Source organism: Methanosphaera sp. ISO3-F5 (genome assembly GCF_034480035.2).
GTDB lineage: Archaea > Methanobacteriota > Methanobacteria > Methanobacteriales > Methanobacteriaceae > Methanosphaera.
The window spans coordinates 1,103,146-1,125,198 of sequence record NZ_CP118753.2 but is presented as its reverse complement, the minus strand read 5'-3'; the positions used below and the strand labels follow the sequence as shown (position 1 = coordinate 1,125,198).

Sequence of the window (22,053 nt, the reverse complement as noted above, 5' to 3'; positions counted from 1 at the left end):
AATAGAATATCATTAAAAAAAAAGGTTGAAGGATGGAGGGGATAAAATTTTATATGTTATTTTTTAACTGTTTTGAATGTGGTTTTACTGGTTACTGCCTTGTATTTACTGTTTCCCTTAAATGTTACAGACACGGTATTTGTTCCAACCTTGTTTGCTACAACTTTCTTAGCGTAAACACCTTTACTGTTAGTTACCACTTTATATGTTTTACCATTAAATGTCACTGATAATGTGGTATTCTTCAGAGTATTTCCTTCTTTAGTTGTGAATTTACCAGTTATTGTTATTTTGTCTTTTAATTTTTTCTGTGGAATTTTTGTGATTGTTACTTTAGTTATTCTTTTGTTAACTGTCACTACCTTTGAAGCTGAAGTTGATAAATAATTCTTGTTTCCTGCATAGCTTAGTTTTAATGTGTATTTTCCAATATTCTTTGTTGTTACATTTATTGCGAAATATCCTGTTTTACTTGTTTTGGCTGTGTATTTTTTGTTATTGAATGATATTGTGATGTTTTGGTTTTTCACTGGGTTTTTGTTGTTTAATAGTTTTCCGCTTATTTTTAGTTTAGTTCCATAGTATGCAGTGTTAAGTTTTGATAAAGTTATTGTTGTGTCTTTTCTGTCATCAAAGGTGTTCTGGGTTATGTTTGTGTTTCCTTCGTCTAGTATTGGGTTTCCATAGCTACTGTATTTGTAAACGTTTTTTGTGTATTGTTTTCCATCATTTTTTATGGCTTCTTTTGTTAGGTTGTCCTTGTTTCTGTGGAATTTGTTTTTGATTATTAGTACATCACCATGATCTATTTTTATTGCTGCTGCTTCGTCTGTTGCTTCGTTTTCTATGAATTTGTTGCTTTGTATTGTTGTATCGGATCCATAGTAATTGTATCCTGTTTTTGGTACTGTCCTATACTTTGTCACATACCTAGTGGCTGTTCTATAATCATATCCACCAGTATATCCATATTGTGGTATTTGGATTGGTGTTGAAAAGCCCATAGGATTATAGTTATATGTTGTAGTATAACCTGTGATTCCATAGTTTTTTGTTGGATTCCAGTATTGTTCTAGATACTGTTCACCTTCTATGTAGGATTCTTGTCCCATGTAAGTATATGATTCGCTGCGAGGTATGTTTGCTATAGCTCCACCATCTTCGGCCTTATTCTTGACGAACTGGTTATATGTTATGTTTGTATCATATGAACCGTATATGCATATTGCTCCGCCGTCATCATCTGCCTTGTTGCTTGTGAAATTATTTTTTGTTATTTTTGCATCATAGCTTCTGTAGATGTAGATTGCCCCGCCATCTTCTCCTGCACTATTTCCTGTGAACTGTGAGTTTGTTACTGTAAGGTCTCCGTAGGAGTATACTGCTCCTCCGTCTTCATCTGCCTTATTATATGTTAGTTTTGAATTTTTTATTGTTAGTGTTCCATTGTTTTCTATTGCGCCACCATTTTCTGATACAAATTTGGTTAATGTTATCTTGTTCAGTTCTAGTGTGTAATCTTCGTCTACTTGGATAAACTGGTATTTTCCTTGACCGTTTATGATAGCATTGTTTGCATTGATTACTAGTTTTGTGGTTTTCTCTGTGTTTGCCCAGACTAAAGTTTTTGTTGCATTGTAGTTTCCTTTTTTCAGGTTAATTGTGTATGTGGTGTAATTGGATTTCTTTGCCTGATTAATTTTATCTGATAATTGCTTATAGTTTGCTGCGGTAGTGATGTATGTTGATGCTTTTGTATCGGTTGTGTTTGCAGATCCTGTTTTTGTATCCTTATTATTTTGTTTATTTATATTTTTTTCATATTTTACTTCATTAATAGTATCTACCTGTTTGGCACTTGTTAGTGTTGTGTCTTTAACTGTATCATCAGATACTGTTTCTGCTGCACTAACTACGCCTACTAATAGGAATATTAATGTAAGTAATAAGAACATTCTTTTAATGTTTTTATTCATCATTTTTACACCCGTAAAAAAATTTGATTATTTGATTAAGAATAGGTTTAATCAATGATATTTAATTTAAAGCAGTTTATATATAAGTAGATTAAATAAAAACATTTCATCATAAAATTAATAAAAAAAAATGGTGGAGGTTAAGAAGGATTAATAGACTTTAAATGTTACAACTTTATTATTTGCTTTATAATTTTTTGTTCCAATAAAACTAACTGTTACTTTATATGTGCCTCTTTTATAGGGTTTATAATTGTATGTGTATACTCCTTTATTGTTTGTTTTTACTGTTACGGTTTTATTGTTTGTTTTTATTTTTATTTTCGTGTTTGTTAGTGTTTTTCCGTTAGCACTTTTTAGTGTTCCTTTGATTGTTATGGTTTTGTTATTTTTTGTGTTTTTTATCTTGTTTATTGTTATTTTTGTGTTTTGTTTGCTTGTCTTGTATGTTGTTTTTATGCTTTTTGTCTGGTATTTCTTGTTGCCTGGATATGTTATTGTGATGTTGTTGCTTCCTACTGTATTGGTGGTGGTTGTGTACTTGTATATTCCTTTAGTGTTTGTTTTTACTGTTATTGTTTTCTTGTTGTGTTTGATTTTTATGTTGGTGTTTTTTAGTATCTTGTTGTTTGCATCTTTTAGTGTTCCGGTGATTGTTATTTTGTTGCCGTATTTTGTTGTTTTTATTTTGTTTACTGTTAGTTTGGTTGTTATTTTGTTTATGATTAGTCCGTTCTTGTATGTTTTGGTTAGTGTTGTGAATTTGTTGTTTCCTTTGTATGTGAATGTTATGTTTTGTTTTCCGCTTAGTTGTTCTGGTGCTGTGAATTTTATGGTTATTGTTCCATTTTTTACTGTTCCTGTGATTGTTTTTCCGTTTTTGTCTTTTAGTGTTTTACCGTTTAGTTTTATGGTTATGCTTCCGTTTTGTGCATTGTACTTGTTTTTTCCTGTTTTTCCGTTACTTATTTTTAGTATGAGTTTTGCTGTTTTTCCTATTGTTACTTTTGTTGTTGTGTACTTGAATACTGGTGTTATTCCGTTTATTTTGATTTTTGTTGTGTTTGTTGCCGGGGTTTGTGTGTGATTTCCGTTGTATACTATTTTCAGGTTGTATGTTCCCTTGTTATAGGTGGTTGGTATTGTGTAGTTATGGTTTATGTTTCCATTTTGTATTGTTGTGGTTGCTATTTTCTTGTTTCCTATGTAGATTATTGCTTTACCTGACTTTACTTTGGTTGTTCCTGTTTTTATTGTTGCTTTTATATGTGCTTTTGTTCCTATTTTTGTTGTGTGTGTTTTTAGTGTTATTGTTGTCTTTGTTTGTATTCCTAGTATGTTTGTTGCTTCTGCTTTCTGGTAATCGTTTGTTCCATGGTATGTTACTTTTATTGTGTGTACTCCACTTTTTGCTTTACTGCTTATCTGGTAGTTGGTGCTTGCTTTTCCTAGTGTTACGTTTACTGTTTTTAGTTTTTTGTTGTCAAGGTAGAATGTTGCTTCGCCTGTGCTTATTTTTCCTCCTGTGCTTGTTGTTATGTTGGCTGTTAGTTGTGCTTTGTATCCTATCTGTTGTAGTGTTCGTGCTACTTTGATGTTTATTTTTTCTGCTTGTTTTGTGAATGTTGCTCTTGTTGTTGTTGTCTGGTTTTGGAAGTTGTTTCCTGTTACTGTTATTGTTAGTTGGTATGTTGTTGGCCTGTACAGGTTTGGTATGGTGTATTTTAGTGTGCTTTTTCCGTTGTTTACTTTGCTTGATCCTATATTATTGGTTCCTAGTTTGTATGTGACTGTCAGGTTTTCCTGTTTGTTTGTGGTTGTTTGTATGTTTGCTGTTATTGTGATTGTGTCTCCTATCCTGGCTGTTATTGGAGTGGTTGTTATGTTTGTGAAGTATTGGAAGTTGTTTGTTATGTTGTTTGTTCCCTTGTTGTTTACTGTTTTGTCTCCTGTGCCTGTCTTGGATACTAGTGAGTTTGTTTTTATTTGGTTGTTTCTTGTTTGTTGTTCTAGTTTTATTGTGTTTTGTGTGTTTGTGTGTATTGTGTTGTATGTGATTATGTTGTTTGTGCTTTCTTGTGTCAGCATTATTCCTTCTTTTCCTGATTCTATTGACTCGGAGTGTGTTGCCTGGCTGGTTGGTCCCATGTTTTCTTCTTTTAGTATTATTGTGTTGTTTTGTATTTCATTGTTGATTGCTCTTGTTCCTGCTATACCATATGGGTATGTTCCATTTGCCTGTATGTTGTTGGATATTATTTTGTTGTTTCCTGAATCGAATAGTTCTATGCTGTATATTGAGGATGCTGTTAGGTAAATGTTGTTTCCTGTGATTGTTGATGTTGTACTGTTTTCTAGTGTGATTCCATGTGCATAGTCTCCTCTGTTTGTTCCTTGCTTGTACACGTCTACTCGTATGTTATTGTTTTTTATTATGGTCTGTGCACTGTTTCTTCCTGCTATGAATCCTGTTGCAAAGTATCCCCCTGTTAATGTAACATTGTTGCTTATGTACTGGTTGTTGGATGCGTTTACTGAGTATATTGATGTTCCCCATTGTCCTCCTAGTACTCCCATACCATAATTGTATGGTCCGTAACCATTAATGTTTATATTATTTTCTGTTATACGGTTGTCATTACAGTTAAAGTATAAGTCAATTCCCACTATACTGTTTCTGCAATCATTAGTTGGGAATGTATACTTCTTGAATTCTGAGGTTCCGGTCACAGTGTTTTTATTAATGTTGTTGCCAGAGGAGTATAATAATATTATTCCATGGTTATGCAGTACTTCCTGTATTGTTCCTATTCTTTCATTGAACATTATTGAATCAGCATATGCTACTGGTTTTCCGGATTGGTTAATGTTTATCCGGTTGTCTTCTATCTTGTTAGAATCTGAGGAGTATGTGAGTATTCCATTGTTAACATAGTCTCCACTTGTTGTTAATGTGTTAGATTGTATTATGTTACCGTTTGATCCGTATAGGAATATTCCCAGGCTTTCATATTCTGCATAATTGTCTATTTTTGTGTTTGTTATTCGACAATTGTTCACTTCTATTAATTCTATACCATGTACTGTTGTATTATGTGCCTTATTTCTTATTGTTATACTGTTTATTGTTGAAGCGTGTGCATCACCTGTGAGTGTAATTGTTCCATCAAGTATTACACAGTTTTTACCAGTAATGTGTACTTTCTTGTTGAATGTGAATGATTTGTCCTTGAATGTTCCTTCAAGGTTTACGGTTGCATTCTGTTTTATGCTGCTTTTCTGGATTCCATCAGTAAACCATGTGTTATAGTTATTATCGGTTACTGTTATTACCTGATTCGTGTCCCGGTCAGTATTACTATTAGCATTAACTGGCTTTTTATATGCTTCCATTCCTGATAGCTTATTTGCGGTTAATACGTTGGATGTTGTCACTGTTACGTTTACGTCTGCATCATATTGTGATCCTGTTTCTTCAAGGTTTACTGCGTACTCTGCATCTGTTGTGATAGTGTTACGTGTAACCATTATGTGATTAATCTTCTTTGTATTAGATTGCTGTTTGAAGAGTATTCCTTCTTCTTTACTGTTTATTTTATTGTTGTCAATGATTAGGTTAGTATAGGTTCCCTTGGAATGTATACCAGTACTGTTTTCTGATATGATAGTGTTACCTGTTATCTGTGCATTGCTTCCCCTTATTTCGATACCTGCACCATTTAATGACTTGATTGTATTGTCTTTTACTTGTACATTGTCACTGCCGATTGTTATACCATATGAAGTATCTGTTACATGAACATTATTGTTTGATACTACTGCTCCTTCACAGGCGTATATTCCTTCATTGATTGCATGCACATCATTATATGTGATTATATTGTTTTCATAGTCCTGGGTTGAAATTCCCCTGAATCCACCATTTACTGTGTTATGGGTTATTCTGTTATTTCCTCCCATTACTTGTATTGTATAACACCATGATGTGATGTCTCCACGAGCTGTTACATTGTTACCTGTTATGTTGTTATAGTCACTTGGTCCTGCTTCGAATTTAGCATCTATACTTCCATAAATACTCAGGTATATACCATTTGCTCCTCCACATCGGATAGTATTGTTTGCAATGTTATTATAGTAACATTTACCGATTAGGAATGTGATATATCTCCAATCATCACCTTCTCGTTCAAAACTGTTAAAACGTATACTGCTATGGTTCATGTTATCTGCTACAAATCCATATGATCTTAAGCCTAACGTTTTTATAGTGTTATTTTCCACAACAATGTTTGATGCATTTTTTACCTGAATACCCCTGATTAAAGTACCATTATTGAATATGTTCAGGTTAGTTATCTTTGACCCTGATGCCTTATCTCCTAATACAAATACTGTACTATCATATAGTTTGGCATCCTTATTAAGACTAGTGAATGTTATATGCTTATCCACTGCAAAATTACAGTTTTTGAATGAACCTTTAAGGTTTACTGTGTCACCATCCTGTATAAGACTGGTACTGCTTGGAAATTCATCTTCACTGGACTGTTTAAAGTATGTGTCAAAGGTTTTGTTAGTAACTGTTATTGTACGTCCTGCCTGTTTAAGTGTTTTATTTTTTTCATATTTTTTCTCTAATACTTTACTATTAGTTTGAATATTATCATCCAATACGCTGTAGGTTTGAATGTCACTATTATGTGTGCTGTCCTGAGAATCTGCTGTATCTGTAACATTACCTGTTGCTGATACTACTCCCAGACAAGCTAATAGTAAAACTAATGTAAATATTAAGAACTTACTTATAGTTTTCATTATCCCACACCATTAAAGTCTTCATTTAAAGACCATTACAATATCATTTAATCAAAATTGACTAAATTTATATAATATGTTATATGTTCCACATACAATAAAAAGAATTACATAAAAAAGGATTACTAAATGAAATATTATTATAATAAAATATTTCATAATCGTTCAAAGTACATAGAAAGAAAAAAAAATGATTAAAAATGTTAGTTAGTATAAAAATAATTATTTACTTAAATGGGGGGTTAGATTAAGGTGATGAATTTATATTACTGTTTGTTTTAGTTGATTAGTGCGTAGTATGTGTCTTGGTTGTCTTTTAGTAGTTTAAGTGTAATGTTTTGTTTTGTGTAGTGTTTTTGTATTTCTTCGTCTAGTAGTTGTTCTAGTGTTTGGTTTGTGTTGTTTCTTGTGTTGTTTTGTGTCAGGTATTTGTTGAAGTTGTTTAGTATTGTTTTTTTGTTGGATATGTTGTTTTCTAGTAGTTGTTCTATGTTCTTGTTTACCCATTTTGTTATGTCTTCTTGTTTTAGGTTTTTGTACTGTATTAACCTAGCACCTATTATATTTTCGTTTTTCTTATCATATTTTTGTACTTCTTGTTGAAGTATCTTGTTTACTGTTTCATTATATTCATATTCTTTTGTGAAGTTGTTTTTTAGTTGTTCTGGTATTTGTTGATATAGGTCATCTTTTATTATTGTGATGTTTTTCTTGTATAATGTTGTCAGTAACTTTTCGTTCAACTCTTCAACTGATACTATGTCTTCAGGGTTTCCAGTATATTCAAGATGACACTCCACCCATTTTGTTATGATTCCCTTCATATCTTCTTCATGTATAATGGTAAAACTGCTTAATATTCCAGTACTATCCTCATATTTTGTATTATATTTTTCTCCAAGTTTATCCAGCATAATGTTTAACAATCTTTGCAATGTATCTTCCGAAATCATTGAATTTTCTTCTTTAAGGTATTGACGTAACTGTATCTGGAGTGTTTCCCTTTTTATTTTATCATCACTATTTCCCGTGTATTTTAGGTTTTTGTTAAGCCACTTGCATATTTTATTGTCTGAGTCGAAGATGTCATTTGTCAGTTCATCTTTAATTTTTATTTGTAGAGTGTCTGATGCTTTTTTGTCTATTATTTCTATGTTTGGATACCATGTTACATGTCCGTTTCCTGGTGTGTCTCTTTGTGTTGTGTCCTTGGTTATGTGGCTGTAGTAATCCTGTACTGCCTTCCCTATTATTTGGCTGAATGTTCTTTTTACACATACCTTTGTAAATCCTGCTTCCTGTAGTTGAGAGTATTCTTCAGGAGTGGTAATTATCCAACCGTTTTCTTCGAATAATGGCTGAATATTTCTTAGTATGTCCTCTGTGTATGTTCTTGTTCCTTCTACTTCACAGGTGTATTCTTTTAGCCAGGCTATTATTGTGTTTTTGATCCTGTTTTCTCGTTCTTCTTTTATGTCTATGAATTTTATATAGGAGTATAATTTATTGTTGTTTAGACTTGTATTGATTATGTCTTCAAAGCTTATAATGTTATTATGTTGGTTATACCAGTATTTTAGGTAGCTTTCCAGTCGATTATATATTTTTGAGAGGTCTATTGTATGTTCTTCTTCTGTTTCGAAGTGTTTGTCTATCTTAGTTTTTAGTTCTTCCATGTCTATTACGTTATGAGGGTTTTTTGTTATTTTCAGGTTTTTATTAAACCATTTGTACATATACTCCTTGTAATTAAGCATTACAGTACTGCTTGTTTTTTCCACTTGATTATATTGAGGTTGTGTTTCTTGTTTTTCTAGTTGTTGTATTATTAATTCAAGCTTGTCTTCTATGTTTCCAGTGCTTTCTTTGCCTATATTGTTTTTTATTTCTTTTAGGTTTTCCATTATTTGTGAGTATCTGTTGTTTTGGCTTTTAACGTTTTGATGTATTTTCCCCACAGTTTTTGATAGCTGGTTGTATTTGTTCTGTAAGCTATCTGCCATCAATTCCTGTTTTTCCTCGATATTTCCTAACTTTACAATATTTTTATCTATTTTATTAATAATTACTTCTTCTTGCATAGTATCATAAAATTCTAATATATTTTCAACTATTCCTTTAACTCTTCCAGTAATTTACCTATTTCTTCATCAAGTTTACGTATCTCTTCTGTGTATTCCTCTTGTTGTGTTTTTACATCTTCTATGCTACATGTTTCGTATTTTAATGAGTACACATATCGTTTTGGTAATAACTTGTATTCATTTTTGATTATTTCTTCTTTGGACACTACATTGCTGAAACGTTTTATTATACTTCTATCCATAAAACATTTGACTATTCTTCTTTCACGAATAGATCTTAACACATTGTGTTGGGGTATTTTTATGAACAGTACATCTTCTGTATTTTTGTTTTTATTGATTATTATTACTAATTCATTAAATCCTCTTATGCCTTCAAACTCGAATACTGCATCCAGTAGGTTATTTTCTATTAGGCATTTTCTTAAGTTTTGTGCATCTTTTCTTACTAGGATATCTTGAGTAATTGTGGTGATTAATAAGCCCGTTTCATCTAGGTGTTCTATTAAGTTTAGTAGATAAAGTGAAAGAGGATTTCTTGATTTGTATTTAGAGTATTTATCTTGTGTAAATTCTGTTATTTTTCTCTGAGTATTTAAAAATGGTAATGATACTATTGTATCATATTTTGTTTCATCTTCATCTATTAATACTTCCTTATTGGTTATGCTGATTTTTTCTAGTGGTATGTCGTTTACTATGAAGTTTTGTATTGCTTGTGTGTATTTTTCTTCGTCTTGTTCGTATAATGTTGCCTTGTCAAATTCTTTTAATGAAGTAATGCTTAGTCCTTCATGACATGTTGGATCGTACACTTTTGACACTTTATGATTTGATGTTGCAATATCTGCCATTAATTTGTATAACTTTAGTGGAGATTGTGTCATTCCTCTACGGTATTTGTTTCTTATTGCTATGTTAAATAGATTTAAATCTGTGTTTAAAATGCTTAGTACGTCATCTAGGAATTCTTTTTTTAGGTTATCTTCGTTTATTTTAGAGTATACTTCTTTGATATATTTGTTTTGACTATTTTTTAGTGCTATTATTGAACTTTTTATGTCTGATATGTAGGATTCATCTTCTTCTTCCTGTTTTTCTATTATGTTTGATAATAGTTCATAGTCTCTGAAGAGAAAACCATATTTTTTTAGGAATTCGTTTTTGTTTATTGTTTCTTCTTGTTTATCTGATAAGTATTTCATTGTAATAAAAGGCATATGTTCTGGGTTTATGTTTCTTCCTGGAATAACGATTCGTCTCATTCTTCTTTCAAATTCATCCATAGTTATCACCTATTACATTATCATATAATGAATTAATTAGTTGTTCATCTGCTTCCATTGATTGTTTTTTGAGTTGTATTCTTTGGTTTATTTTTATTGATAATGTTGCTATTTTGTCTTGTGTTTTTTTGTCTGGTAGTATTATTGTTAGTTCTTTGAGTATTCCTGTGTTTACTTTTAGTATTCTTGTGGATTCTATTTGTCGTGTTATTTCGTATTCTATTTGTGGGTTGTTGAGATAGTTTGCTAGGTAGGTTGGGTTTACTTTGGTTGGGTCTACTCGTATTATTAGGTATGTGTTTGGTATGATTATTCCTGTTTCTGTTGTGATTTCTTTTGCGAAGCTTTGTTGCTGTACTTTGTATAGTATGTCATGTTCTTTTGATAAGAACTGTTTTTTTATGTCATCTGCTATGTAGACTTCTTCTGTTGTGAATTCTTCGTCTATTTCGTATTTTGACATGTTGCTTATGATTTGTTGTGGTATTGAGTCTGGTTTGTCTGTGTATCGTTGTATTGGTAGTCCTGTTATGATGGTTGCTATTTCTTTTAGTTGGTATTTTTGTGTTTGCATATACTTATTTTCCCTCCTGTATAAGTTTATGTTACATACATATAATTATTATGTTGTTAGTATATAAATGTTTGTTTTAGTTTTTGATTACTTTCTATAATATATATGGAGTTAACAAATAATTACTTTTTATTTTATTGAATTATAATATTTGATTTTAACCAGTTATTTCAGTATATTATAGCTTATTAGAATTTTTTTGATTTTATTATATAGGATTAATTATGATCAAATTATTTTGTAAATAATTGTTACATACAGAAACCTTTATATACTACTTCGGTCAAAGTGTATATTACGCAGTGATTGTGTAGTTAATAGTTACACACAATTGTTGAGGTGATATGATGAAAAATACATACATCGAAGTTTATGAAAATCTGAAAATAGAAAAAAGATATAAATCCCAGAAACACAGCATAACACTAATAACCAGGAAAAAAACGATGACAACAATTATAAAACGAGTAAACATTACTTCAGGGGGTGTTAACATCTGACCAATAACTAATTCAAAGTTTTTTTCACACCTTTAAACATTTTTTTGTACTTATGAACTTATAATTCTTAGTTTAACCGGGATCATAATGCCTGATGAAATATCCTAGCTTCTACATTTCAAATGATGGCATATGATATTTTTATATTTTTTTTTCTTTAACAAAAAGTAGAAGCTCAACAAATACAAAGGAGGAATAGGAAAAATGAAGTAAAAACATAAAAATTCATATCCATTTTATTATTCACTTCCTAGAACTAGAAAAATTCTTAGTTATGGTTGTACATTGATTTGTACGAAAAAGGATAGTATAACATAGACTTATCTGAGTACTTCTGTTCACACCCCTATTTATCACCTTCATAGGGGAAAACAGAAGGAAAAATAAGAAAAAAAAACATGTTATACTAATAATAAATTTTTTTTAACCACCCCCACAATAAAAGAGGAGAAAAAGATAATATGAAATACGTATCAAATGGATTTAGTCCAAAAATGTTAAATCCAAACATGGAATTAACATTCACCATAGAAGACTCAAGCCTGGATGAAATACAGGAACAAAAAGACGAACTAATTAGTTCAATAGGACATGACAGCATAGCAGAACACCTGGGAATAGAAAAAAACAGGATTAACATACAACTAGAAGTAGATGACATACTATACTTTGTGCAAATATGCCATGACGAAGACCACAAACAGTGCTACGATTACCGTAAAATATGCATAATAAAATAGGAGGAAAAAATAATATGATATACGTATCAGACAACTTTTCAATGAGAATGTTTGAAAAGAAAAAATATAAAATAATATCAAAGAAAATTAAGAAAAGCATACTACTAAGAAACACAAAAGAAGCAATAAGTAATATAGGCTCATGGAGGATAGCACGTCTAATACATAAAAAAGTAGGAAAACAAAGAATTACCCTACAAAGTGGAGATGAAATATATGTAATAACAAGCAAATTTGGAAGAAACAAAACAGATTACAAAAAAGAAAACACATACAGGTACCAGGTATACAAGGTACAATAATTGGAGGAATAAGAATATGTTCAAAATATATAATATAAAAGGAAACGAAATACCAATAGTAGATGTAACAACAGAAGATGAATACGGTTGCCTATATTCAACACTAGGCTTAGTATGCATAGAACTCTCAACACATCAAGACATCACACTAGAAAGAGTACTGGAAAAAAAGAGTGATCTTATCATCAGTGCATACAATGATACTAATAAACAGGTTGTTCAAAGAAGTGATGAAGAATTTGAAGAACTGGTGTTTAAATACTTTGATAAATACGAGAAAATATTAGGCCTAGAAGCAAAGAAATTATACATCTATCCATCAAGCCTAAAAAGCTTAGCATGGGCATATAATGATAATGAAATAGAGTTAAATCATTATATGAAATATTTGGAAGAAGAAATAATAGAACTAACAATATACCATGAACTATGCCACTTATACACTCTAAAACACTATGGTACATTTGAACATGACGAAGACTTCTATAACATGCTCTACAAGGAATTTCCAAAAGAAGAAGTTGAAAGGATTATGAGCAATAATTAACATAAACCACCCCCATAACACTTCCTAACTATTTTTATTTAACATTACTATATCAATGCATATTATTTAGACTATTTTTAAGTTGATAAGAACTCTTTCATCATAGGATTGTTTAATTCTTTATCAACATCTTTAAGCAATTCTGGTATTTCAAGGTGTTGTGGACAATACTTGACACATTGACCACACTCTACGCAGTCACTGGCTGCACCATTCTCATCACTCTCAGATAATACAAGATAGTATACTGCAGGACCTAATAAATCACCCTTCTGAATCTGATTTATATGATGCTGATTATATGCTGAGAAATACTTTGATATTGGTATGCTTACAGGACAATGCTCGATACAATAATTACATTCTGTACATTTTATTGGTGTTAAATCATTCACTATTTCAGTTACCTGATCAATTAGTTCATGTTCCTTAACGGTTAATGGTTTTATGTCCTTAAATATTTTTATACTGCTTTTCATTTGTTCAATGCTGCTTACTCCATTAAGTATCATGAATACATTGTCTAGTTCATTACAGAATCTTAGAGCATATGATACGTTTTCAGCTTCTTCATCATATTCCTTGAATATTTTTTCTGCAGTTTCCGGTAGGTTAGCAAGAGATCCTCCTTTTACAGGTTCCATTACTATGATTGGTTTTTCATATTTTGTTACTATGTCATAACATTTCTTTGATGCTACTGCAGTATTGTTCCAGTCAAGGTAGTTTATCTGTAATTGTACAAAGTCACAGTCAGGGAATGCTTCCATTGCTTCTGTTAATGCTTCTGGGTCGTCATGGAATGAAAATCCTATATTTTTTATTTTTCCTTCCCTCTTTTTTTGTCTTACAAATTCGAATGAGTCAAAGTCGTATACTGCGTGGTGTGTCATCTCATTTATGTTGTGTATGAGGTAGTAGTCAAAGTATTCTACTCCACATTTTTCTAGTTGTTCGTTGAAGAATTTTTCCATATCTTCTGGTTTTTCTACACTGAATATTGGTAGTTTTGTTGCGATTATTATGTCTTCTCGTGGGTATCTGTCTACTACTGCTTCTTTTAGAACGTTTTCGCTTACGCCGTTATGGTATGGGTATGCTGTATCAAAGTATTTTCCACCTGCTTGTATGTATTCGTCAACCATTTGTTTTACTTGTTCTATATCTACCTTTGTTGGATCTTTTTCATCTAATTGTGGTAGTCTCATCATTCCGAATCCGAATTTATCCATTTAATCACCTATTAATTATATTATTATTCATAGATTTACTCCTATATGTTCTATGAATTTATCGAATCTTATTAATTTTAATTATATAAATAGTGTTCATTTAATATTATAATATAATGTATGGTTGTTTAAATATTTAGCCCCCTTGATAAGATCACTTTTGACTGAGCTTTTGTAGTGCTGTTTTTGTCTTAGTGGTTTGGTTTACTGCGAGGGTTATTAATAATACTCTTAGATAGATGTCTTTTGTGAATGAATTGACTGTGTATTTGTGTATTTTATGCATATTGAATGCTTGTTTGCATACTTTAAAAAAATCTTCAATATAGCCACGTATTGGTTTATATTGTTTCCATTTTTTTAATTAAATTGATTAATTTATTAGTAGCTTTCTTTAATAACTTTTTTATTTTATTATTTCTTTTATTTTTCTTAAATAGTTCTAGTGGGTAGTGTAAATATGTCATGAGTTTGTCTTTTTTGAAGGTTGTTTTTGGGAAGATTAATGGTATGATTTTATAGTCTAATATGCCTTTTTGATAGTTTTCATAGCTATAATATCCTTTGTCAAAGAGTAATATGTCTAATGGTTGTATTATTCTTGATTTTTTTAGTTGTTCCATGATTTCTGTGAATAATTTTGAATCGTGGGGTGCTCCTTGGTGGATTAATATCATTACAGGAGTTAATGATTCTTTTTCTAATACCATGGTAACTTTATAACCGATATAATGTCCTTTGGAGGATGAATATGACCATTTTAAATCTAATTTTTCTAGATATTTCTTGCTATATGTTGATCTTAAGAAATTCATATCAACATCTACGGGAGTTGCATCAACTAAGAAAGTTAATCTTTTTTTGTGTTTACGTGTAAAATTAGTTCTTAATAATCTGTTTACTAAATTAACAATGGTTGTTATGTTAATTTTAGATAAACGAGTAATTATGGAGTTTAAGCTTGGAATTTTAGAAATGTTACAAAATTTTCTTAATTGTGAATTGTTTTTTAATTCATCCAGGATAAATGATACTTCATAATTGTATGTGAAGCTTAAAAAATGGATTTTTAAATCATTTATAAATGTTTCAATTGGTTTTATACCATATGAAGCAATAATTTGTCTACTTTTTTTAGAATCGATAAAATTAAATATTTCTTTGAACATACTATAATTAGAGTCTTGTTTACTAAAATACAAATGAAGTTTCATGTAATCGCCAATATAATATATGTAACTCATTGTATATAAATATTAGTATACAATGACTCTTTTTTACTAATATAAAAGATAATACATATGTATTATTAAAATTCAAAACTATTTTTATAAAAAAATTAAAAAAACAAGGTTTTATTGCTCTCAAAAAATTACATTTTTATCAAGGGGGCTAAAATATTTATTAATTTGGATATTAATTTGAAAAAAAAATGTAAAAGTGTGTTTATATTATATTTTCTTCTGTTTTTTTGAATATTGAGGCATTTATTAGTTTTTCTTCGTATGTGATTATGCTTCCTATTATTTCATCATCTTCTAATCTGTAGTCATTTCCTAATCCTATTGGATTATAGTTTTCTCGTGGTGTTTCTATTATTTTTTGTATTAGTTGTTCTTGTGTGATTTCATTTGTATTGTTTTCTTCTGTTGTTTGTATTGCGTCCATTATGTAGCTTTCTATTATTTTTTCATGGTACTGGTTGTATCTTGTTTTGTTGTATATTATTTCTAGTCCTGCTAGTTGACCGTTGATGTATACTATTATCCCGTTTTGTTTGTCTTGTGTTTTGAATGCTTTTTTGTATTCTTCTATTGTTGTTATTCTTTGTTTGTATGTGTCGTGTAATGCGTTTGTTTCGCTTGTTATGTCTAGATTGTTTATTGTGTCTCTTATGTTATCCCATACTCTTGCCTGGTTTGATTTGTAATTATTTTGTGCTCTTAGTGATTGTGTTACGCTTTCTTGTTTGTTTCTTCTTACTCGGCTTGTTGCCATGTGGTCTGAGTAGTTGAATTTTTTGCTTTTGTAGCTCCATCTTCCTTCTTCTACGCAGCTTACTGGTATGTTTTTTTCGCTTTGTGGTGGTATTATTATTGTTGAGTTTATTATCCTGTTTTGTTTGGATCCTATTATTTCTTCTCCGTCTAATAGTAATAGTGGTGTTACTGCTTTGTTTGTTACTTTTACTTCTCCTACTATTCCTTGTTCGTCTAGTTCTGTTATTTCTACTAGTCCCATGTTTAATCCTATTTCTAGTGGCATTAGGTCTATGTTGTTGTCTGGTATGTTTATTGCTGTTACTGTCATGTTTTTGTATTGTTCTGTTTCTAAGTATTGTATTTTGTCAAATATTTCCTGTATTATGTCTGTCATGTCTTTTCCACCTCCCCCTTTTTTTTAGATGAAGTTTATGTCACTGTCGGGATTGTTTTTTTCTTTTGTTAGTTCTTCTTTTGTTAGTATTTTTGCTATTATTGTGTCTTGTATTATGAATATTACTTTTCCGTAGTCTTCGTCGAGGATTTTGTCGTATAGTCTTCCTGCACTGTATGTTCCTTTGGCTACTGTTTTTACGCTGTTTGCTACGTATCCTGATTTTCCTGCGTATCTTAGTTCTATTCTTATGGCTTCCATGTCGTAGTCGTTTTCTGGTTCTTTTACTAGTTTGATTATGGATCCTATTTTGTATGGTTTTATTCCGTGGAACATGTTTACTGCGTTGATTGTGAAGTATAGTTCTTTTTCTTCCATTTTTTTTGCATCCCCCATTTTTTTTTGTTGTGTAAGTATAAATTTGGAATAAGTAGTATTTAAACATATTTATTTTTTATTCCATTTTTATGTTATTTTATGGATGGTTTATTATTGTTGGAAATTTTTTTGTGTTTATATTGTTTTGTTTTGTTGTAGAAGTATTTTTTGTTGAATATTTTTTTTTATTTTTTTGTTTATTTTAATTCCAGTTATTTTTTTTATTATTTTTCTTATTTTTCATTTTTTTGTTCTCTTTTTATGAATTTTTATTCATTTATTGTTCACATTTTTTCATGTTTTTTGGGGGTTTGAATTTTTTTTGTTCATAATTTGTGTTTATACAACTACTCTTGTTCACATAATATGTACTTTTATTCACTAAATACAATAGTTTATATACTAACAAAAATAATGTATATACTAATTACCAAGAGGAGCATAAAAAATAAAATGAAAACAAAATACATCCTAACAGCACTAATACTAATCATAGGAATACTAATATTCACACCAGGATTAGAAGAAAAAGAAAACATACAAATAGTAGGATCATCATCCATACAAGGAATAAGCGAAGAACTATCAGAAAAATACATGAAAAAAACAAACAACATAGACATATCAGTACAATCAGGCGGATCATCAATGGGACTAAACAGCATACTAAAAGATAACGCAGACATAGGAATGTACTCAACCGAAATAAACAACAAAAACATAAACGCAACAACAATAGCAATGGACGCAATAGTCATAATCACACACCCATCAAACAACATAACAAACCTACCCAAAGAAAAACTAAAAGACATATTCACAGGAAAAACAAACAACTGGAAACAAATCAACGGAAACAATGAAGAAATAACAGTAGTAAGCAGAGAAGAAGGATCCGGAACAAGAAACACAATAAAAGAAAAACTATTAAACAACCAAAGCATAACATCCAACGCACTAATACAAAGCTCAACAGGCTCCCTAATACAAACAGTATCAACAAACCCCCATGCAATAGGATACGCATCACTAACAGAAATAAGAAACAACAACGTAAAAACAATAACAATAGACAATAAAGAAGCAACCACAGAAAACATAAAAAATGGATACTACATACTACAAAGACCATTCATATACCTAACAAAAAATCCCGACAAAAATACCAGACAATACATAGACTGGATACTAAGCCCCGAAGGACAAGAAATAATAGAAAAAGAAGGTTTAATCCCCGTAAACTAGGTGAAAAAAAATATGTTGAATGAAGAAATAATAATGGAAAAAACAATATTCATAACAACAATACTCAGCGCAATTATGATGATACTAATAATAGGATTCATCATAACCGAATCAATACCCGCAATAAAAGAAATAGGAATGATAAACTTCATCCTAGGAAGTGTATGGAAACCCGAAGCCAACCAGTACGGAATACTGCCAATGATAATAAGTACAATAATACTCGTAATCACCACACTAATCATAGCAATACCATTATCATTAGGGTGTTCAATATTCATCACACAATACTCAAACAAATACCTGAACAAGATAATGATACCAGCACTACAAACATTAACAGGAATACCATCAGTAGTTTATGGATTCTTCGGACTAATAGTAATAAGTCCAATAGTCAGAACATACCTTGGAGGAGAAGGATTTAATTTCATCACAGCCTCAATAATCCTGTCAATAATGATAATGCCAACAATAATAACATTAAGCTGTGACTCCCTAAACTCAATAAGTCAATCCTATAAGGAATCCTCCTTAGCATTGGGAGCAACAAAATGGCAAACAATAAAGAACGTTCTCCTCCCACTGGCAAGTCCAGGAATACTTACAGGAATAATACTTGCAATTGGAAGAATAATTGGTGAAAGCATAGCAGTAATTATGATAGCAGGAAATGTGGCACAAATACCAGATTCTCTTACAAGCCCGTTCAGGAGCTTAACATCAAATATTGCACTAGAAATGGGTTATGCTATTGATTTACATTATGATGCATTATTCTTAACAGGAACAGTACTGTTAATAGTCATGTTATTACTTATTATGTTAACATATAGAATTAAAATGAAATTAGAAGTTAAAGGTGTTGCATGATGAATACGTATAAACAAACAGACAATATAATGAAAATACTTTTTTCAATAACGGGTCTTATCACTTTACTAATACTGGTAATAATTACAGGTTATATTCTAATAAAAGGCATACCTCATATTTCACTTGAATTTATCCTAGAAAAGCCTATAGATTCAGGAATAAATGGTGGAATATTACCAATGATAGTGTCAACAGTTTATGTTTCAATTTTAGCAATATTATTTGCATTACCTGTTTCATTATTCACTGCAGTTTATTTGAATGAATATAATATGAGTAATAAATTATCAACAATGATCCATTTCTGTCTGGATATCCTGGCATCATTACCATCTATTGTATATGGTTTGTTTGGACTGGTATTTTTTGTTGATTTTCTTAATCTTGGTTGGTGTATATTATCTGCAGCTCTGACTTTGACTGTTATGATTATTCCAACTGTTACTCGTACAACCGAGGTGTCATTATTAAGAATTAATCAGCATGTTAAGGAATCTTCTATGGCATTGGGTGCTTCAAAATGGCAGACAATTAAGAATATTGTTATACCCTCTGCTCTCCCTGGTATTTTAACTGGTGTGATTTTAGGTTTGGGAAGGTCTATTCAGGAAACTGCTGTGATATTGTTTACTGTTGGAAGTGCTACTAACATTCCATTATCAGCTTTTGATCCTGGAAGGCCATTAACACTTCATTTGTATATTCTTGCTACGGAGGGTATTAGTTTAGATAAGACTTATGCCACGGCATGTATTTTGATATTGTTGATTTTTGTTATTACAATTGTTACTAATTTATTGATTAACAGGTATGAAAGGAAGATAATGGGTGAATAATTATGAGTGAAATATTGAATGTAAGGGATTTGAACACATATTTTGATGATAAGCAAATTTTAAAGGATGTGAACACTTCTTTTTTGAAGAATAAGGTAACGGCTTTGATTGGTCCTTCTGGTTGTGGTAAGTCCACGTTTCTTAGAAGTATTAATCGGATGAATGATTTAACTAAGTCTTTTAGGCTGTCTGGTGAAATATTGTTTGATGGTAAAAATATTTATGATGATGATGTTGATGTTATTTCTTTAAGAAAGAAGATTGGAATGGTTTTTCAGAAGGCTACTCCTTTTAGTAAGAGTATTTATGAGAATGTTGCTTATGGTTTGAGGGTGCAGGGTGTTAGTGATGAGGATGTTATCAGAGAACGGGTTGTTTCTAGTTTAAGGTCTGCTGCCTTGTGGGATGAGGTGCAGGATGACCTTGATAAGTCTGCTTTAAAGTTGTCTGGTGGTCAGCAGCAACGTTTATGTATTGCACGGACTATTGCTGTGAATCCTGAGATTGTGTTGATGGATGAGCCTTGTTCTGCTTTGGATCCTGTTTCGACCAGGAGGATTGAGGATTTGATTTTTGATCTTAAAAAGGAGTATACTATTATTATTGTTACTCATAATATGCAGCAGGCAAAACGGGTTTCTGATTACACTACATTCTTTTTGGATGGGTGCTTGGTTGAAAGTGATATTACGAGCACTATTTTTAGTAATCCTCGTTTTGATAAGACTTTGGATTATATTAATGGTAAGTTTGGTTAATTACCATTATATTATTTCATACTATATTTTTTTATTATTAAAAAGAGAAAAAAGGTTTAGGTTTTTTTTTAGTGGAGTTTTAGTTTTGATTATATTGTTTCTGGATTTCTGCTAGTTTTGTTTTGAATTTTTCGAATTCATTTTTAAATACTTCATCGTTGATGTTGTTTATTTGGTATTTTACTGAGGTTACTACGAAGTCTGATAGATTTTTGAACAATTCTTTTAGTAGTTCAAGGTTTTCTTGTATGTTATTTATATCATCCTGAACATCTTCCACATCTATGTGTATGTGGTGTTCATGGCTGTGGTCGTGGGCGTGTTCTTCTTCGTGGTCATGTTCTAGTATATGGTCTAATGAGTGGTTTATTTTTTCGAATATGTTGTTTATTATGTCTTTGGATTGTTTTATTTCTTCGTCAAAGTTGTAGTTTTTTGTCCTTTTTAGTACTGCGAATATTATGTTGTTTAGGGATAGGTTGCAGAATGTTATGAATGTTCTTGTTCTTGTTGCTAGGAATCCTAAGGCTTTTTCATCATAGTTAAATTCTTTGAAGTCTTTTATTAATAGGTCGATTGTTTCGTTGAATTCTTGTATTAATTTGTTTAGCATATCGTTTTGCATTTTATCATTCCTTATTATATTTTTTTTATGGTTGTATGTATTTTGTCTGTTCTTGTGAATATTTGTTTTTGTATATTTATTCTACTATGAAAGCTTTTTATTTAAATTTTTTTGATTGTTTTGTATTTAGTCTAATGTTTTTATGTGTGGGTTTATGTATTGTCCATGTTTTCTGGTCATATTCTTGTATTGTATTGCAAATTGTGGACATTTATGCAGACATCTGAGACACATAACACATCTTTCTGTTACCCATTCTATCTTATCATCATTTACTGTTATTGCGTTTATTGGACAGTTCTCTGCACAGGTTCCACACTTGTTGCATGTGTTATCTACTTTAAGATTACTTGTTTTTCTTTGCCTGTCATACATTAATTGTGCTATGTTTGCAATTATTTTTGGTAATGTGTTCTTAGTGTATTTTCCTTGTTTTCGTTCCTTTATCATTGTTATTATCTGTTCGGTTTGTCTTTGTGCATTATCATTTATAGTGTTATTCTTTTGTTTGTTTGACACGTCAAAAAAGGGTGTCCATGTGTCTGGCATTTTTATGGTATATTGTGCGTGTGTGGGTATGTTTTGTTCTTCTAGGTATTCTTTTATGTATCCTGTGGAGTATCCTGGGCTTGTACCATACGTGCTTATAATGTATATGTAGTTATTTTTTGCCGGTATTATCCTTGTTTTTGAAAGGTATTCTTCCACATAACTTGGTAGTCCAAGGAAGTATGTTGGAATTATTATTCCCAGTTTTTCGTTATCTTCTAATGTGATAGTGTATTGTTCTTTCTTGTCTAGTTGTATTATTGATTCTTTTTTATCGTTTAGGTGTTGTGCTATTGTGTTTGCTATGTGTTGGTTGTTTCCTGTTGCTGAGAAGTATATGATCATATTATC

Annotated in this window: 18 protein-coding genes and 1 pseudogene; 8 read left to right on the top strand and 11 right to left on the bottom strand. The window is 30.8% G+C overall.

Translation table 11 applies throughout. The annotated features are described in order from the left end of the window. Positions 1–56: 56 nt before the first annotated feature. The 5 genes from PXD04_RS16770 to PXD04_RS16750 form a co-directional block, all read right to left on the bottom strand. Positions 57–1,979, bottom strand: a complete 1,923-nt coding sequence (locus tag PXD04_RS16770) for an Ig-like domain repeat protein (protein WP_323735964.1) — start codon at positions 1,977–1,979, stop codon at positions 57–59. A 147-nt stretch (positions 1,980–2,126) separates the two neighbouring features. Continuing rightward, on the bottom strand, positions 2,127–6,794 hold the full coding sequence (locus PXD04_RS16765; RefSeq protein WP_323735963.1) for a right-handed parallel beta-helix repeat-containing protein: 4,668 nt from the start codon (positions 6,792–6,794) through the stop codon (positions 2,127–2,129). Between the two features lie 278 nt (positions 6,795–7,072). Then, the gene (locus PXD04_RS16760) at positions 7,073–8,875 is read right to left on the bottom strand and encodes a hypothetical protein (RefSeq protein ID WP_323735962.1); all 1,803 of its coding nucleotides are present in this window, start codon (positions 8,873–8,875) and stop codon (positions 7,073–7,075) included. A 29-nt stretch (positions 8,876–8,904) separates the two neighbouring features. Continuing rightward, on the bottom strand, positions 8,905–10,164 hold the full coding sequence (locus PXD04_RS16755; RefSeq protein ID WP_323735961.1) for an N-6 DNA methylase: 1,260 nt from the start codon (positions 10,162–10,164) through the stop codon (positions 8,905–8,907). Beyond that, positions 10,157–10,738 (bottom strand): hypothetical protein, encoded by a 582-nt coding sequence (locus PXD04_RS16750; RefSeq protein ID WP_323735960.1) that lies wholly within the window; start codon positions 10,736–10,738, stop codon positions 10,157–10,159. Before PXD04_RS16750 ends, PXD04_RS16755 begins: the two co-directional genes overlap by 8 nt. A gap of 344 nt (positions 10,739–11,082) precedes the next feature. On the opposite strand from PXD04_RS16750, the gene PXD04_RS16745 reads away from it, so the two are divergent. The 4 genes from PXD04_RS16745 to PXD04_RS16730 all read left to right on the top strand — a co-directional run bounded on the left by PXD04_RS16745 (position 11,083) and on the right by PXD04_RS16730 (position 12,827). Then, positions 11,083–11,238, top strand: a complete 156-nt coding sequence (locus tag PXD04_RS16745; RefSeq protein WP_323735959.1) for a hypothetical protein — start codon at positions 11,083–11,085, stop codon at positions 11,236–11,238. Between the two features lie 461 nt (positions 11,239–11,699). Beyond that, complete coding sequence (locus tag PXD04_RS16740; protein WP_323735958.1) at positions 11,700–11,978, top strand: STIV orfB116 family protein; 279 nt, start codon at positions 11,700–11,702, stop codon at positions 11,976–11,978. A gap of 14 nt (positions 11,979–11,992) precedes the next feature. Then, entirely contained in the window at positions 11,993–12,280 is a 288-nt protein-coding gene (locus PXD04_RS16735) for a hypothetical protein (RefSeq protein WP_323735957.1), read from the top strand. A 16-nt stretch (positions 12,281–12,296) separates the two neighbouring features. Continuing rightward, a complete protein-coding gene (locus tag PXD04_RS16730) occupies positions 12,297–12,827 on the top strand; it encodes a SprT-like domain-containing protein (protein ID WP_323735956.1) in 531 nt (176 codons plus the stop codon). Positions 12,828–12,904: 77 nt separating this feature from the next. Here the strand turns inward: PXD04_RS16730 and PXD04_RS16725 are convergent, their stop codons facing one another. The 4 genes and pseudogenes from PXD04_RS16725 to PXD04_RS16710 all read right to left on the bottom strand — a co-directional run bounded on the left by PXD04_RS16725 (position 12,905) and on the right by PXD04_RS16710 (position 16,813). After that, a complete protein-coding gene (locus tag PXD04_RS16725; protein ID WP_323735955.1) occupies positions 12,905–14,059 on the bottom strand; it encodes an aldo/keto reductase in 1,155 nt (384 codons plus the stop codon). 154 nt (positions 14,060–14,213) lie between these two features. Next, positions 14,214–15,273: pseudogene (locus PXD04_RS16720) on the bottom strand (transposase). Positions 15,274–15,505: 232 nt separating this feature from the next. Next, positions 15,506–16,435 (bottom strand): ARPP-1 family domain-containing protein, encoded by a 930-nt coding sequence (locus PXD04_RS16715; protein ID WP_323735954.1) that lies wholly within the window; start codon positions 16,433–16,435, stop codon positions 15,506–15,508. Positions 16,436–16,459: 24 nt separating this feature from the next. Next, entirely contained in the window at positions 16,460–16,813 is a 354-nt protein-coding gene (locus PXD04_RS16710) for an HIRAN domain-containing protein (protein WP_323735953.1), read from the bottom strand. A gap of 453 nt (positions 16,814–17,266) precedes the next feature. Between PXD04_RS16710 and PXD04_RS16705 the strand changes: the two genes are divergently transcribed. Genes PXD04_RS16705 through pstB form a run of 4 tightly spaced genes read left to right on the top strand, consistent with a single transcriptional unit; the run spans position 17,267 to position 20,528 of the window. Next, positions 17,267–18,058: a phosphate ABC transporter substrate-binding protein gene (locus PXD04_RS16705; RefSeq protein WP_323735952.1), complete on the top strand. Its 792-nt coding sequence runs from the start codon at positions 17,267–17,269 to the stop codon at positions 18,056–18,058. Between the two features lie 12 nt (positions 18,059–18,070). Next, on the top strand, positions 18,071–18,931 hold the full coding sequence (pstC, locus tag PXD04_RS16700) for a phosphate ABC transporter permease subunit PstC (protein ID WP_323735951.1): 861 nt from the start codon (positions 18,071–18,073) through the stop codon (positions 18,929–18,931). After that, positions 18,931–19,770, top strand: coding sequence for a phosphate ABC transporter permease PstA (pstA, locus tag PXD04_RS16695; protein ID WP_323735950.1), 840 nt, complete (start codon positions 18,931–18,933; stop codon positions 19,768–19,770). Before pstC ends, pstA begins: the two co-directional genes overlap by 1 nt. Positions 19,771–19,772: 2 nt before the next feature. After that, on the top strand, positions 19,773–20,528 hold the full coding sequence (pstB, locus tag PXD04_RS16690; RefSeq protein ID WP_323735949.1) for a phosphate ABC transporter ATP-binding protein PstB: 756 nt from the start codon (positions 19,773–19,775) through the stop codon (positions 20,526–20,528). Positions 20,529–20,607: 79 nt separating this feature from the next. On the opposite strand, the gene PXD04_RS16685 is transcribed toward pstB, so the two are convergent. Both PXD04_RS16685 and PXD04_RS16680 read right to left on the bottom strand, forming a co-directional pair. After that, positions 20,608–21,153 carry a hypothetical protein gene (locus PXD04_RS16685; RefSeq protein WP_323735948.1) on the bottom strand — a complete coding sequence of 182 codons (546 nt, stop codon included), beginning with the start codon at positions 21,151–21,153 and terminating at the stop codon, positions 20,608–20,610. Between the two features lie 126 nt (positions 21,154–21,279). Continuing rightward, positions 21,280–22,047 (bottom strand): EFR1 family ferrodoxin, encoded by a 768-nt coding sequence (locus tag PXD04_RS16680; RefSeq protein ID WP_323735947.1) that lies wholly within the window; start codon positions 22,045–22,047, stop codon positions 21,280–21,282. Between the last annotated feature and the right edge of the window lie 6 nt (positions 22,048–22,053).